General features: G+C 66.8%; 13 protein-coding genes. 9 read left to right on the top strand and 4 right to left on the bottom strand.

Annotation, left to right across the window (positions count from 1 at the left end; translation table 11 throughout):
* The first annotated feature begins 85 nt into the window (after positions 1-85).
* Genes OG976_RS06720 through OG976_RS06700 form a run of 5 tightly spaced genes read left to right on the top strand, consistent with a single transcriptional unit; the run spans position 86 to position 5,041 of the window.
* A complete protein-coding gene (locus OG976_RS06720; RefSeq protein ID WP_328359593.1) occupies positions 86-1,498 on the top strand; it encodes an ABC transporter substrate-binding protein in 1,413 nt (470 codons plus the stop codon).
* Complete coding sequence (locus OG976_RS06715; protein WP_328359590.1) at positions 1,495-2,418, top strand: carbohydrate ABC transporter permease; 924 nt, start codon at positions 1,495-1,497, stop codon at positions 2,416-2,418. The genes OG976_RS06720 and OG976_RS06715 overlap by 4 nt, the downstream gene beginning before the upstream one ends.
* 1 nt (position 2,419) lies before the next feature.
* Positions 2,420-3,256: a carbohydrate ABC transporter permease gene (locus tag OG976_RS06710; RefSeq protein WP_328359587.1), complete on the top strand. Its 837-nt coding sequence runs from the start codon at positions 2,420-2,422 to the stop codon at positions 3,254-3,256.
* A gap of 3 nt (positions 3,257-3,259) precedes the next feature.
* On the top strand, positions 3,260-4,432 hold the full coding sequence (locus OG976_RS06705) for an ABC transporter ATP-binding protein (RefSeq protein ID WP_328359584.1): 1,173 nt from the start codon (positions 3,260-3,262) through the stop codon (positions 4,430-4,432).
* On the top strand, positions 4,433-5,041 hold the full coding sequence (locus OG976_RS06700) for a suppressor of fused domain protein (RefSeq protein ID WP_328359581.1): 609 nt from the start codon (positions 4,433-4,435) through the stop codon (positions 5,039-5,041). It abuts the gene before it with no gap.
* On the opposite strand, the gene OG976_RS06695 is transcribed toward OG976_RS06700, so the two are convergent.
* A complete protein-coding gene (locus OG976_RS06695) occupies positions 5,038-6,945 on the bottom strand; it encodes a tandem-95 repeat protein (protein WP_328359578.1) in 1,908 nt (635 codons plus the stop codon). The two genes, OG976_RS06700 and OG976_RS06695, sit on opposite strands and share 4 nt — an antisense overlap.
* Between OG976_RS06695 and OG976_RS06690 the strand changes: the two genes are divergently transcribed.
* Positions 6,911-7,351 (top strand): hypothetical protein, encoded by a 441-nt coding sequence (locus OG976_RS06690; RefSeq protein WP_328359575.1) that lies wholly within the window; start codon positions 6,911-6,913, stop codon positions 7,349-7,351. The genes OG976_RS06695 and OG976_RS06690 overlap by 35 nt on opposite strands.
* A gap of 294 nt (positions 7,352-7,645) precedes the next feature.
* Here the strand turns inward: OG976_RS06690 and corA are convergent, their stop codons facing one another.
* Positions 7,646-8,752, bottom strand: coding sequence for a magnesium/cobalt transporter CorA (gene corA / locus OG976_RS06685; RefSeq protein ID WP_328359572.1), 1,107 nt, complete (start codon positions 8,750-8,752; stop codon positions 7,646-7,648).
* A gap of 136 nt (positions 8,753-8,888) precedes the next feature.
* Between corA and OG976_RS06680 the strand changes: the two genes are divergently transcribed.
* Both OG976_RS06680 and OG976_RS06675 read left to right on the top strand, forming a co-directional pair.
* Positions 8,889-10,061, top strand: coding sequence for an NAD(P)-dependent malic enzyme (locus tag OG976_RS06680; protein WP_328359569.1), 1,173 nt, complete (start codon positions 8,889-8,891; stop codon positions 10,059-10,061).
* Positions 10,058-10,909 carry a glycine betaine ABC transporter substrate-binding protein gene (locus OG976_RS06675; RefSeq protein ID WP_328359566.1) on the top strand — a complete coding sequence of 284 codons (852 nt, stop codon included), beginning with the start codon at positions 10,058-10,060 and terminating at the stop codon, positions 10,907-10,909. The genes OG976_RS06680 and OG976_RS06675 overlap by 4 nt, the downstream gene beginning before the upstream one ends.
* Here OG976_RS06675 and OG976_RS06670 read toward each other — a convergent pair.
* Entirely contained in the window at positions 10,906-11,736 is an 831-nt protein-coding gene (locus OG976_RS06670; protein WP_328359564.1) for an SDR family NAD(P)-dependent oxidoreductase, read from the bottom strand. The two genes, OG976_RS06675 and OG976_RS06670, sit on opposite strands and share 4 nt — an antisense overlap.
* A 113-nt stretch (positions 11,737-11,849) precedes the next feature.
* On the opposite strand from OG976_RS06670, the gene OG976_RS06665 reads away from it, so the two are divergent.
* On the top strand, positions 11,850-12,209 hold the full coding sequence (locus OG976_RS06665; RefSeq protein ID WP_328359561.1) for a DUF732 domain-containing protein: 360 nt from the start codon (positions 11,850-11,852) through the stop codon (positions 12,207-12,209).
* Between the two features lie 75 nt (positions 12,210-12,284).
* Here the strand turns inward: OG976_RS06665 and OG976_RS06660 are convergent, their stop codons facing one another.
* Entirely contained in the window at positions 12,285-14,288 is a 2,004-nt protein-coding gene (locus OG976_RS06660; RefSeq protein WP_328359558.1) for an Ig-like domain-containing protein, read from the bottom strand.
* Positions 14,289-14,312: the final 24 nt, after the last annotated feature.

Raw genomic sequence — 14,312 nt, 5'->3', positions numbered from 1 at the left:
GCGGAAGTGTTGCACATCACCCACCTGGGGTTCTACGGTTTGCCCGCGGGACTATCCCCGCCGTAGACGGACGGGAGGCGGTGTCGTGGCAAGCCCTGGCGCACGCGCTCGGCGAGTGGGCGCCGCCGCCGTTGCCGCGCTGACCACCGCGTCACTGGTGTCGGCATGTGGTTCCGGTGACGACGGCCTGGTGGTCAGCCTGTACACACCGGCCAGCGAGACCGCGACCTTCACGGCCGTGGCCAAGCGGTGCAACGAGGAGCTGGGCGGCCGCTTCCGTATCGAACAGCGCAGCCTGCCCAAGGGCGCCGACGATCAGCGGTTGCAGCTGGCGCGCCGGCTGACCGGTAACGACCGCACCCTGGATCTGATGGCACTCGACGTGGTGTGGACCGCCGAGTTCGCCGAAGCCGGCTGGGCGCTGCCGCTGGCCGACGACCCGGCCGGCCAGGCCGAGGCCGACGCCGCCGCCGACACCCTGCCCGGACCGCTGGAGACCGCCAAGTGGCAGGGCAAGCTCTTTGCCGCACCGGTCACCACCAACACCCAATTGCTGTGGTACCGAGCCGATCTGGTCGCGCCGCCGCCGGACACCTGGGACGCCATGGTGGCCGAAGCCACCCGCCTGCACGCCGAGGGCAAGCCGAGCTGGATCGCGGTACAGGCCAAGCAGTACGAGGGCCTGGTCGTCTGGTTCAACACATTGCTGGAAAGCGCTGGGGGACAGGTGCTTTCCGACGACGGCAAACAGGTGACGCTCACCGACACCCCGGAGCACCGGGCCGCGACGGTCAAGGCGCTGCAGATCATCAAGGCGGTCGCCACCGCGCCCGGCGCCGACCCGTCGGTCACCCAGACCGACGAGGGCACCGCGCGGCTGGCCCTCGAGCAGGGTAAGGCGGCCCTGGAGGTCAACTGGCCCTTCGTGTTCGCCTCGATGCTGGAGAACGCGGTCAAGGGTGGTGTGCCGTTCCTGCCGCTCAACGAGAAGCCGGAACTGGCCGGAAGCGTCAACGACGAGGGCACGTTCTCGCCGACCGATGATCAGTTCACCGTCGCATTCGATGCCTCCAAAGAGGTGTTCGGTTTCGCGCCGTATCCGGGCGTGATTCCCGGGCAGCCGACCCGGGTGACGCTCGGCGGGCTGAACATCGCCGTCGCCAAGACCACCCGCCATCCCGCCGAGTCGTTCGAGGCGATCCGCTGCATCCGCAATCTGGAGAACCAGAAGTACACCTCGATCGAGGGCGGTCTGCCCGCGGTGCGCACGTCGCTGTATTCCGATCCGGACTTCCAGAAGAAGTATCCGCAGTACGCGATCATCCGCGATCAGCTCACGACCGCGGCGGTGCGCCCGGCCACACCGAACTACCAGGCCGTCTCCACGCGTATCTCGGCCACGTTGGCCCCGATCACCGCGATCGACCCGGAGAAGACCGCCGACGAACTCGCCGAGCAGGTGCAGAAGGCCATCGACGGAAAGGGCCTGATCCCATGACCGCGGCCGTGGCTCGCACCTCAGCCGATGCGGCGGCCCGCAGCGACGACCGCCGCTCGCAGCGCAGACTCGCCTATCTGCTGATCGCCCCCGCGGTGATCCTGATGCTCGCGGTGACCGCCTACCCGATCGGCTACGCGGTGTGGCTGAGCCTGCAGCGCTACAACCTCGCCAGCCCGGCCGACACCAAGTTCGTCGGGTTCGAGAACTACCAGACCATCCTCACCGACAAGTACTGGTGGACCGCGTTCGTCATCACTCTGGTGATCACGGTGGTCTCGGTGGCCATCGAGTTCGTGCTCGGCATGGCCCTGGCACTTGTCATGCACCGCACCATCTTCGGCAAAGGCGTGGTGCGCACCGCGATCCTCATCCCGTACGGCATCGTCACCGTTGCGGCGTCCTACAGCTGGTACTACGCCTGGACGCCGGGCACGGGCTATCTGGCCAATCTGCTGCCCGACGGCAGTGCGCCACTGACGCAACAGCTTCCGTCGCTGGCCGTCATCATCTTGGCCGAGGTGTGGAAGACCACACCGTTCATGGCGCTGTTGCTGCTCGCCGGTCTGGCACTGGTGCCCGAGGATCTGCTGCGCGCCGCTCAGATGGACGGCGCCGGGCCGTGGAAGCGTCTGATCAAGGTGACGCTGCCGCTGATCAAGCCGGCCATCCTGGTGGCGTTGTTGTTCCGCACGCTCGACGCGTTCCGCATCTTCGACAACATCTACGTGCTGACCGGCGGGGCCAACGACACCGCGTCGGTGTCGATCCTGGGCTACGACAACCTGTTCAAGGCGTTCAACCTCGGGCTGGGTTCGGCGATCAGCGTGCTGGTGTTCTTGTCGGTGGCGGTCATCGCGTTCATCTACATCAAGCTGTTCGGCGCATCGGCGCCCGGCACGGACAACGAGGTGCGCTGAGATGACCCAGCGAGTCACTCCGCGGCGGGCCGTCACCTGGGTCGTCATCGACGTCCTGGTCGTCGTCTACGCGCTGTTCCCGGTGCTGTGGATTTTGAGCCTGTCGCTCAAGCCCACCTCGACGGTCAAGGACGGCAAGCTGATTCCGTCGCAGATCACCTTCGACAACTACAAGGCGATCTTCACCGGCAACGTGTTCAGCTCGGCTCTGGTCAACTCGATCGGCATCGGCCTGATCACCACCGTCATCGCCGTCGTGGTGGGCGGGATGGCGGCCTACGCGGTGGCCCGGCTGGATTTCTCCGGTAAGAAGGCGCTGATCGGCGCCGCCCTGTTGATCGCGATGTTTCCCCAGATCTCGCTTGTCACACCGCTGTTCAACATCGAACGCCGGCTTGGCCTGTTCGACACCTGGCCCGGGCTGATCATCCCCTACATCACGTTCGCGCTGCCGCTGGCCATCTACACGCTCTCGGCGTTCTTCCGCGAGATCCCCTGGGATCTGGAAAAGGCCGCCAAGATGGACGGCGCCACCCCGGCTCAGGCGTTTCGCCGGGTGATCGCGCCGCTGGCCGCACCGGGCATCGTCACCGCGGCGATCTTGGTGTTCATCTTCGCCTGGAACGACCTGTTGCTGGCGCTGTCGCTGACGGCGACGGACGCCGCGATCACCGCTCCGGTGGCGATTGCGAACTTCACCGGCAGTTCGCAATTCGAGGAGCCGACGGGTTCGATCGCCGCCGGCGCGATGGTGATCACGATCCCGATCATCGTGTTTGTTCTGATCTTCCAACGACGGATTGTTGCCGGACTGACCTCCGGTGCGGTGAAGGGGTAGGGGATGGCTGAGATCGTCTTGGACCAGGTGAACAAGAGTTACCCCGACGGTTCGGTCGCCGTGAAGGATCTGAGCCTGACGATCGCCGACGGCGAGTTCGTCATCCTGGTGGGACCGTCGGGCTGCGGAAAGTCGACCACGCTGAACATGATTGCCGGGCTGGAGGACATCAGCTCCGGCGAGTTGCGCATCGGCGGGCAGCGGGTCAACGAGAAGGCGCCGCGCGAACGGGACATCGCCATGGTGTTCCAGTCCTACGCGCTCTATCCGCACATGACGGTCCGCCAGAACATCGCGTTCCCCCTGACGCTGGCCAAGCTGAAGAAGGCCGAGATCGCGCAGAAGGTCGACGAGACCGCGAAAATCCTCGATCTGACCGACTTCCTGGACCGCAAGCCCGCACAGCTGTCCGGTGGGCAGCGCCAGCGGGTGGCGATGGGCCGCGCGATCGTGCGTAACCCCAAGGCATTCCTGATGGACGAGCCGCTGAGCAACCTCGACGCCAAGCTGCGGGTGCAGATGCGCGGCGAGATCGCCCGGCTGCAGAACCGGTTGGGCACCACCACGGTCTACGTCACCCACGACCAGACCGAGGCCATGACGCTCGGTGACCGCGTCGTGGTGCTGCGGGCCGGTGAGGCGCAGCAGATCGGCACTCCCGAGGAGCTGTACGAACGGCCGGCCAACCTGTTCGTGGCCGGGTTCATCGGCTCGCCGGCAATGAACTTCTTCCCGGCCACGCTCACCCAGGTCGGGGTTGCCCTGCCGTTCGGTGAGATCACGCTGGCACCGGAGGTGCTCGACGTGGTGCACAGCCATCCCACACCGGCCAATGTGATCGTGGGCGTGCGGCCCGAACACATCGAGGACGCCTCGCTGATCGACGCCTACGAACGCATCCGCGCCCTGACCTTCGAGACGAAGGTCGACCTCGTCGAGTCACTGGGTGCCGACAAGTACGTCTACTTCGCCACCACCGGTGACGGGGCGCGCTCGGCTCAGCTCGCCGAATTGGCCGCCGAGTCCGGTGCAGGCGAAAACGAGTTCGTGGCAAGGCTTTCCGCCGAGTCCAAGGCGAGGGCCGGGCAGACGATCGAGTTGGCGCTGGACACCGGCAAGCTGCACATCTTCGACGCCGACACCGGCGTCAACCTCACCATCGCGCCCCGGGCATAAGTGAGCTCACCGCTACAGCAGGTCCGCGAACACGTCCGCGGGCACTTCGCGGGCATCGGCATCGAGTCCGATCCGGACTCGGCGAGCGTGACGTTCCTCGGTGTCGAACGGATCGAGGTGCTGCGGTTCGGGCCCGCAGAGGGCGTGGCTCACTATGTGTCGCTGGGCTGTTCGCGCCACCCGATGACCGACCCGTCCGACCTTGCCGCCGATCCGCTGCGCGGGCCGCGGGCAGAGGTCGTGATGAGCTTGCGGGCAACCGTGCCCACTCCCGGCCTGGCCCGCAGCCTGGCGGTGGTGGCCGCTACGCCGGCCGTCGAAGGTGTGGTTCTGGTCGCCGACGCGCTGATCGATCTGTCTGGGCCGCTGGGGAATTCGGCTCTGTGGGATTCGGCCCCGTTCACCGCGGTGTTGCTCGGCGCTTCTCCGATTGCCGATCTCGCGCTGGCGGCACCACTGGATCCGGTGGCGTTCCTCTCGGCGGTGCCGATCACCGCGACGGAGGCGGCGTGGGTACGGCTCAAGGGCGCCGAGGCCATGCGTCAGGCGTGGCTCGACGACGGCGTCGACGTGCTGGATCCGACCCGGCGGGCGTCCGCGCCGAGTTAGGTTTGTCCGCTTGCGGCAACGGATGTCGCGGCGTGCTCGATGTTGAGAAACCACACCTTGTTGCCGTCGTAGTCGTTGACGTAGAGGGTGCTTCCGTCGGGCGTGACTGCCACCCAGATCGGGTAGCCGAATCCGGTGATCGGCGTGGCGGTGGTGTTATCGGCGGTGTCGATGACCCGCACCGTTCCGTCGCCGGCGTTGGCGACGTAGAGGGTGGAACCGTCGGGCGTGAGTGCCACCCCGTACGGGTTGCTGAATCCGGTGATGGTGGTGCGGGTGGTGTTGTCGGCGGTGTTGATGACCGACACGGTGTTGGTGTCGTAGTTGCTGACGTAGAGGGTGGATCCGTCTGGGCTTATCGCCAGTCCGCCGGGGGCATGTAGGCCAGTGATGGTGGTGCGGGTGGTGTTGTTGGCGGTGTTGATGACCGACACGGTGTTGGTGTCGTAGTTGCTGACGTAGAGGGTGGATCCGTCTGGGCTTAACGCCAATGCGACCGGGCCCATGAGGCCGGTGATGGTGGCGCGGGTGGTGTTGTCGGCGGTGTTGATGACCGACACGGTGGTGTTCTCGCGGTTCGCGACGTAGAGGGTCGATCCATCTGGGCTTAACGCCAATCCGGCCGGCTTTCTGAAGCCGGCGATGGTGGTGCGGGTGGTGTAGTCGGCGGTGTTGATCACCGACACGGTGGTGCCGCCGTAGTTGGGGATGTAGAGGATGGAGCCGTCGGCGCTGATCGCCATACCGAAGGGGATGTTTAGGCCGCTGATCGGGGTAGTGGTGGGTTGTGTGTTGACAAGTTTCACGGTGACGGTGACGGTGGCCGGGCTGCTTGTGGCGCCGGCGGTGTCGCTGACTTTGTAGGTGAAGGTATCGGTGCCGGTGAAGTCGGTGGAAGGGGTGTAGGTGTAGCTGCCGTCTCCGTTGCTGGTCAGGGAGCCGTGGTTTGGCTGAGTGACCGCGACCACGGTCAGGGGATCGCTGTCGGGGTCGCTGTCGTTACCCAGAAGCTGGGCCGCGGTAATGATGCGCGCGGTGTTCTGGTTGGTCTTGAAGGCGTCGTTGGTGGCGGTGGGGGCGTTGTTTTTGGCGGTCACGGTGAAGACAACGGAAGTCGTGGCAATGGCGCCGTAGGCGTCGGTGGCGTTGAAGGTGATGATGTCGCTGCCGCCGGTATGGGCGAAGGATGCCGCGGGTGTGTAGGTGTAAGTGCCGTCGGAGTTGGTGACGAGGGTGCCATGGGCGGGTCCGGCGGTGACAGCGACGGTGACGGTGTCGCCGTCGGGGTCGGTTGCGGTGGGGGTGATGACGCGGGTGCCGGTGGTGGGGTCGGCGTCGCCGACGGTAGCGCTGAGGACGGGCGCGTGGTTGACCGGTCCGACAGCGACGGCGACGGTGGCCGATTGCCAGTACGGCGCTGCGTTGCGCAGGATTCCGATCTTGGTCAGGGCGTCGGTGACTGCGTGGACCAATCCGGTGAGCGGGTCGAAGTGGAACGGATTGAGCGAATCGTCGGTCGCGGTGATGGTGAACGAATCCACGCCGCCGGCGTGGGCGTAAGCGGCGTCGGGGGTGTAGGTGTAGGAGCCGTCGGCGTCGACGGCGACCGTGCCGTGGACGGGCTTGCCCGCCACCACGTACGTGACCGCGTCGCCGTCCGCGTCATAGCTCGTGACGCTGCCCTTGATCACCCCGGTTTCGGGGTCTTTGGTGTATGTCTGAGCCGTCACGGTGGGCGTGGAGTTGAAGAAGGTGTAGTGGAACCGTCGTACACCGACCCAGGCGCCGGCGATGAAATCTGGAACGGGAGTGTCGGGGATGGGAGCGGTCGGGACGAGCGCGCCCAACCCCACCCATTTCAGGGTGTCGGTGAAGATTGCCCGTACCGTCACCGGTGCGGTCACCGGGGCCGGGTATTGGCTTGACTGGATTGCCACTGTCGCTTTCGAGGCCTCATCCGATACCGCAGTTGAGGTCGGTATCGGGGTTGAGGTGGCGTCTGCCGCGGATCGTGTTGTCGGCGAGGTTGTTTCGGTCTCAGAGCTGTTGGGGTCTGGGGTCCGTGCCGTCACCGCCGCAGTCGCCGTCGGCTTGGATTGCGTGATGGCCGCACGATTCGGCGAACCGGTCTTTCTGGCGGTGGCCTTGGGCCCGGTGCTGTGGGCGCGGGTCGCACCGGTGGTGCGGTGCGAATCCGCGGAATTGGCGCCCGGCGTGGCGGGCGACGGCGAAGCCCCGTCATCGGCGATCGCGACTCCCGGCGTGGCCAGCAACGCCGCACTCACTGCCGTCGCGGCAGCGCCCGCCTGAAGCCAGCGCAGCACCGGCAATTCCCGCTGCTGTTGACGCCGCCGCTTGACCTGCTGATACTTCCCCGACGATTCGGCCATGATTCCCAACGACGACTCGATTATTGTTGCCCGATCACAATATGACGGTATTGTTAGCCAATCACAATACGACGCGCCTCATGGAGGGTTTGCGTGATTTCGCAAAGATATTCATCGAGTGTTTGGGCTGGTTCTCGGTGATGTCGCTGTGGATCGTGGCTTCCGGTGGTGTGCCAACCTGATGAAGCCCGGGCGGCGTGCAACTTTGCTCGGGTCAGAGCCAGTGATTGCGGCGGAAGTTGCGGTACAGGAAGCTACAGATGCCGACCATCGTCAGCACCACCATGGGATAGCCCCAGCGCCAATGCAATTCGGGCATGTCGTCGAAGTTCATGCCGTAGATCCCGGCGATCATCGTCGGCACGGCCGCCATGGCTGCCCACGCGGTGATCTTGCGCATGTCGGTGTTCTGCTGCATACCGACCTTGGCCAGCGCGGCCTGCACCAGAGATGACAGCATCTCGTCGTAGCTGGCGATCCGGTCGGCGGCCTGGGACTGATGGTCCAGGACGTCGCGCATGTAACGCAGCAGCTCCTTGGTCATCAGGTCCTTGTAGTCGGTGTTGAACCGCCCCAGCGCGACGGTGAGCGGCGATACCGCCCTTCGTAATTCGACGACCTCACGCTTGAGCATGTAGATCGGCTCGATGTCGGTCTTGCTCAACGGGGAGAAGGTCTCGGACTCGACGGTGTCGATATCGCACTCCATCAACTCGCTGACCTCGCGGTAGGTATCGACCACGTGATCGGCGATCGCATGCATCACCCCGTAGGGGCCCAGTGCCAGCTGCTGGTGTTCCTCCTCCAGTTGCCGGCGAAGGCCGGCCAGGCCGGTGTGGTCGCCGTGGCGCACCGTCACCACGAAGTCCGATCCGACGAAGACCATGATCTCGCCGGTCTCCACGATCTCGCGGGCCAGCGCCACCGACTCGTGCGGGACGTAGTTCACGGTCTTGAGGACGAGGAAGAGCGTGTCGTCGTAGCGCTCGACCTTCGGGCGCTGGTGGGCGTGCACCGCGTCTTCGACCGCCAGTGGATGCAGTCCGAAGACCTCGGCCACCGACTGCATCTGATGCTCGTCGGGTTCGTGCAGCCCGATCCACACGAACGCCGTCTGTCCCTCCGCCTCGAGTTCGTGCACCCTCTCCAGGGCGGCGGCGTGGGTGTACTTTCCCGGCATTCGAGCGCCCTCGATATAGACGGCGCAGTCGACCATCGCCCGGGCCACCGGGACGTGGATGCGCTTGGCGTCGACGTCTGGGCTCGGCGGGGTGCGTGTCACGCCGAGCATCGAGGGCGGCCGGGCTCGAAACGACGCCATGGTCGGGCCTCCCCTCACGCGCGGTACGGCCCAAGTGGACCCGAGCAGAAATCGTACGCGCCGGTAGTTCGGCGGGCGTCCTTCGATGACACCGAACCTCATTCTTCGTCGACGGCGGGGCGAGTACCCTGACGCCGTGACCGAAACGGTGCCTACCCCCCGACTCGTCATCGATGACGAGGAAATCTTTGCCGCTCACGTGGGCGGCAAGCTCTCTGTCGAGCTGAAGTCGCCGCTGGACAGCAAGCGTGCCCTATCGATCGCCTACACCCCGGGCGTGGCCCAGGTCAGTCGCGCTATCGCGGCCGACCACACCCTGGCCGCCCGGTATACCTGGGCCAACCGCCTGGTCGCGGTGATCAGCGACGGCACCGCGGTGCTCGGCCTGGGTGACATCGGTCCGGCGGCGTCGCTGCCGGTGATGGAGGGTAAGGCCGCGCTGTTCAAGACCTTCGGCGGGCTGGACTCCATCCCGATCGTGCTCGACACCAAGGATCCCGACGAGATCGTCGAGACCGTGATCCGGCTGCGGCCGACCTTCGGCGCGGTCAACCTCGAGGACATCTCCGCACCCCGCTGCTTCGAGATCGAACGGCGGCTGATCGAGGCGCTGGACTGCCCGGTCATGCACGACGACCAGCACGGCACCGCAATCGTGGTGCTGGCCGCGCTGATGGGCGCGGCCAAGGTGCTCGACCGGGACATGAGCACGCTGAAGGTGGTGATCTCGGGGGCCGGAGCCGCCGGCATCGCGTGCGCGAACATCCTGCTGGCCAGCGGTATCACCCACATCACCGTGCTGGACTCCCAGGGCATCGTGCACACCGGGCGTGACGACCTCAACCCGTTCAAGGCCGAGCTGGCCCAGCGGACGAACCCGGCTGCGCTGTCCGGTGGCATGATCGAGGCGCTCGCCGGTGCGGACGTGTTCATGGGGGTGTCCGCCGGGGTCGTGCCCGAGGAACTGATCGCGACGATGGCCCCGGGCGGCATCGTGTTCGCGATGTCCAACCCCGACCCCGAGATTCATCCCGAGGTGGCCAAGAAGTACGCCGCGATCGTCGCAACCGGGCGAAGCGACTTCCCGAACCAGATCAACAACGTGCTCGCGTTCCCCGGTGTGTTCCGCGGGGCGCTCGACGCCGGTGCACGCCGCATCACCGAGAAGATGAAAGTGGCTGCCGCCGAGGCCATCTTCTCCGTCGTCGGCGACGATCTGGCACCCGACTACATTGTGCCGAGCCCGCTGGATCCCCGCGTCGGGCCCGCCGTCGCGGCCGCGGTGGGTGCAGCGTCCGGAACGGATTGAGCGCGAAAATCTTTCAGCGGCTAGCGCTGGTTCTGCTGGCGCTTGCGCTGGCGGCCTGCGGTAGTGCACCGCCGGGTCCTTCGCTGGCGGTGGGCACCACGGCTGATCCGCAGGCCAACCTGTTGGCCCAGGTGTACGCCGCCGCGTTGCGCTCCTACGGGACCGGCGCGCACGTCGAAGTCGTCGCCGACCCGTTGGCGGCGTTGGATTCCGGCGCGGTCAGCGTCGTCCCCGGCTTCACCGGGCGGCTGTTGCAGACGTTCGCACCCGGCTCGGCGGCACGCTCGGATGCGCAGGTGTACCGAGCGATGATCGGGGCTCTACCGGAGGGTCTGGCCGCCGGTGACTACGCCACCTCCGCTGAGGACAAACCCGCCCTGGCGGTCACCGATGCCACCGCGACGGCGTGGGGCAGCCGCGATCTGGCCGCCCTGGTGAAGCACTGCGCGGGGCTGACGCTCGCTGCGGTGGCCGGGGTTCGCGGGCTGCCGACGGTGGTCGGCACCTGCACGCTGCCGCCGGCACGCGAATTCCCCGATGCCGCAGCCATGTTCGAGGCGCTGCGTACAGGCGCGGTCGCGGCGGCGTGGACCGGCACCGCCGATGCTGGTGTCCCCAGTGATGTCGCGGTTCTCGCCGACCGCAAGCCGATGCTGGTGCAGGCCGAGAACGTCGTGCCGCTGTATCGGCGCAACGAACTCGACCAGCAGCAGCTGCGGGCGATCAACGAGGTCGCAGGGGTGCTCGACACCGGATCGCTGGCCGACATGCGCCGCCAGGTCGCCGAGGGCGGCGATCCGCGGTCGGTGGCCGAGAAGTGGCTCTCGGCGAATCCGCTGGGACGCTAACGCATCGGCGGCGACAGCCGCGGCAGCACCGTGGAGAACAACCGCTGGTAACCCGAGCCGGTCACACGCACGATCGCGTCCAGGATCTTGGCGTCGGCGCCGACGAGCACGCGGGCCCGGTTCTTGGCGACGCCGTCGAGGATGATCTGGGCGGCGCGCTCGGGAGAGGTCCGGGCCAGCTTGGTGTCGAAGGCCTCGGCCAGTTCGTTCTTGTCCAGACCTTCTGCAGCGGTGGCATTGCGGGCGATCGCGGTCTTGATGCCGCCCGGGTGCACGGTGGTCACCTTCACCGGATGCTTGGCCAGGATCATCTCTTGGCGCAGCGCCTCGGTGAAGCCGCGCACCGCGAACTTCGCCGAGTTGTAGGCGGCCTGGCCGGGCACCGAGAACAGCCCGAAGATGCTGGAGATGTTGATGACGTGGCCGTCGCCGGATTCGATCAGGTAGGGCAGGAAGACCTTGGTGCCGTTCACGACACCCCAGAAGTCGACGTCCATCACCCGTTCGATGTCCTTGAACTGGCTGATCTCGACGTCGCCGGAGAACGCGATGCCCGCGTTGTTGTACACCTGGTTGACCTTGCCGAAGTGCTCCTTGACGCCGTCGGCGTAGGCGCTGAACGCCTCCCGCTCGGTGACGTTGAGGCGGTCGGCCTTGACGTTGACACCGATGGCCTTGAGGCGCTCCTCGGTGACGGCCAGACCGTCGGTATCGATATCGCAGATCGCTACGCTGGCACCCGATCGGCCCAGCTCAACGGCGAGTGCCTGGCCGATACCCGAACCGGCGCCGGTCACCACGGCTACCTTCCCAGCGAACCCCTGCATGAGTGCTCCTCTTGTTTGACGTGTGTCGAACGCGGCCCACGTTAGCGGGTATCCGGACCGCCGGTAACGGCGGGATGCCGATGAGCGATGCTGTGTGCATGAGGTTCCGCCGTATGACGACCGCCGGGCTGGCTGCCGGCCTGATCGCCGGTGCTGCGGCGTTCGCCGCGCCAGCGCACGCCGACACCACGACCGACGACTTCCTGGGCGCCCTGAGCGCTGCCGGTATCGACAACATCGATCCCGGGCAGGCGGTGGCCATGGGTCAGTCGATCTGCCCGCTGCTGGCCGAGCGCAGCCAGAACACCGCCGACATCGCCTCTACCGTGGCCGACCAGATCGGCCGGCCACTGGGTGCGGCCACGATGTTCACCGGCATCGCGGTGTCGTTCTTCTGCCCGCGCGCGGTGCAGGATCTGGCCAACGGGCAGTCGCCCATCCCGCTGCCGTTCCTCAACAACCTCGGCTTCTAGGGCGTCCAGCCCGCGAGTGGCCACTTACGTACGCAAACGCGCGCAATACGTGTCGTAACTGGCCAGTCGGCGCAGTCAGGCGGTCGCGGGAGCGTCGTAGAGCGCCAGTAGCTGGCCCCCCTCCACCAGTGCGCCGCCCAGCGGGTAGTGCGCCATCACCGTCAGCAGGAACCAGCCCGGCCCGAGCACGTCCTGGGCGTCGACGATGCCCGAGGACTCCTCGTCGATGGTGAACGGCGCGGTGGCGTTCACTCCGATGTCGCCGAAGCGGGTGGGGTCGTGGCGGGCCAGCAGCGTCAGCGTGTCGGTGGCGATGTCGTATTGCCAGATCTTGGCGTTGTGGGCCGCCCCGCCGGTGTCCTCCTGGAGCAGGATGCGGCCCGCGCGGTCGATCGTCAGGTTGTCGAGCATGTTCACCTTCGCCCCGCCCACGGTGTCCCCGTCGACGAGCAGGTCGATGGTTCCGCCGGCGTCCGGGTTGGCGATGTCGCTGAACGTCAGCCGCCATAGCCGGCTGCGGCCGACCTGGCCGCCCACGCCGTCGGAGACCTGGTCGAGGCGGTCGGTGGTCGCGAAGTAATACTCGTTGGGGTTCAACGGGTTCCAGGCGCCGTCCTCGGGCCGCGAGAAGCTGGTCGATGCGACTGAACTGAGGGTGAAGGCGGTGCCACTGGTGATGCCGGTCGATCGGGTGGCGGCGTCGGCGATCTCCGCAGCGTTTCCGGCCACCGTGACGAACTTGAGCACCCCGTTGGTCAGCCCCGCCTTGTCGGCTTCGGTCCCGCTGGATTGCTTGGTGCCCACGTAGACGGCCAGCGCGCCGGCCATCACCCCCGAGCCGCCGTCGTTGTTGCCGATGACGACGGTCTTGGCCTGGCTGAAGGGGTTGGCCAGCAGGTTCTCCCAGCTCGCAGTGCCGGTGAGCCCGGAGCCGTTGGTGGCCGGGCTGAAAGCGCCCAGAATGTAGCTCTTTCCGGCGTCAGGACCGGAGGCCACGGTGGCCACCGCCCGCCCGGAACCGCCCTCCTCGCCGGTGAGGAAGATCCTCGCGGTGCTGCCCAGCCCGTTGTCGGAGTAGGCCGAGACCGCGGCAAGGTCACCGGAGCAGAAGCGGTTGAACGCCACGATGCTGCTGGACAGGTCCGAACTCTGCGTGGCGGCGTTCCAGCCGAACACCTGCTGGATCAGGTCGGCCCCGGCCACGACGTCCAGCGTGGCCTTGTCGATGACGTAGCGGGAGATGAACGCCCCGGCGGCCCCGTGTGCGCGTACCGAGCCGGAGCCGGACGCCAGTTCATGATTCATCAGAAGCGTGAACGTGCCGTCGCTGTTGTCGAACAAGCCCAGGCCGTCGGGCGAGCCCACCATGGGGTAGGTGCCACTAGACGGTGAATCGCCAACGGTGAGAACACTTTTGACATTGACATCGGGTTTCACCGGAAGGATGTAGGCAGTCGTGTCCACCCCGGGGGTCACCGACACGGTGATGACCCGGGTGGTGGTGTGTCCAGCGGAGCCGATCAGGCCGAAGGTCAGCAGATTGATCAGGCCCATCAGACCGTGCAGGTGCAACCCGCTCTCAGCGTCACTGACGCGGACGGTGAACGTGTCGGTGGAGCTGAGTTGTTGGCTGGTGTAGGTGAAGTTCCCGGCGTTGTCGACGGCGATCTGGCCGCGGACCGGATCGCGCACCACGGTGTAGGTCAGGGAGTCGCCGTCGGGGTCGGTGGCATTCAGTGCCCCGTGGACGATGCCGTCGAGCCCGGGGGTGTCCTGGGTGGGCCTGAGCGTCGGGGCGCGGTTGAACAAGGCGGCCACGATCGGGTTCACCGACGCCGACCTCGCCGTGGAGGATTGGTGCACAACGGGTTTGGCGGCTCCCCGCGCTGACGTCGCGGTGCTGTGCCGGGCGGCGCTCGGCGTGGCGGGGGAGTGCTTGGCCTGGGGCCGCCCGGGATGGGCGGTCGACGACGCTGCGGTGTCGCCGTCGCCCGGCGCAGCCGACGCGACGCCGGCTGCTGGGAGGGCGGCCAGTGACATCCCCGCAATGACGAGGGATGCCGCGGCCGCCCTGTTCACCCGAGGTCCGCGCTCACGCGGGCG

The organism is Mycobacterium sp. NBC_00419, from assembly GCF_036023875.1.
In the GTDB taxonomy this organism is placed as follows: Bacteria; Actinomycetota; Actinomycetes; order Mycobacteriales; family Mycobacteriaceae; genus Mycobacterium.
This window is presented reverse-complemented; position numbering and strand designations above follow the sequence as displayed.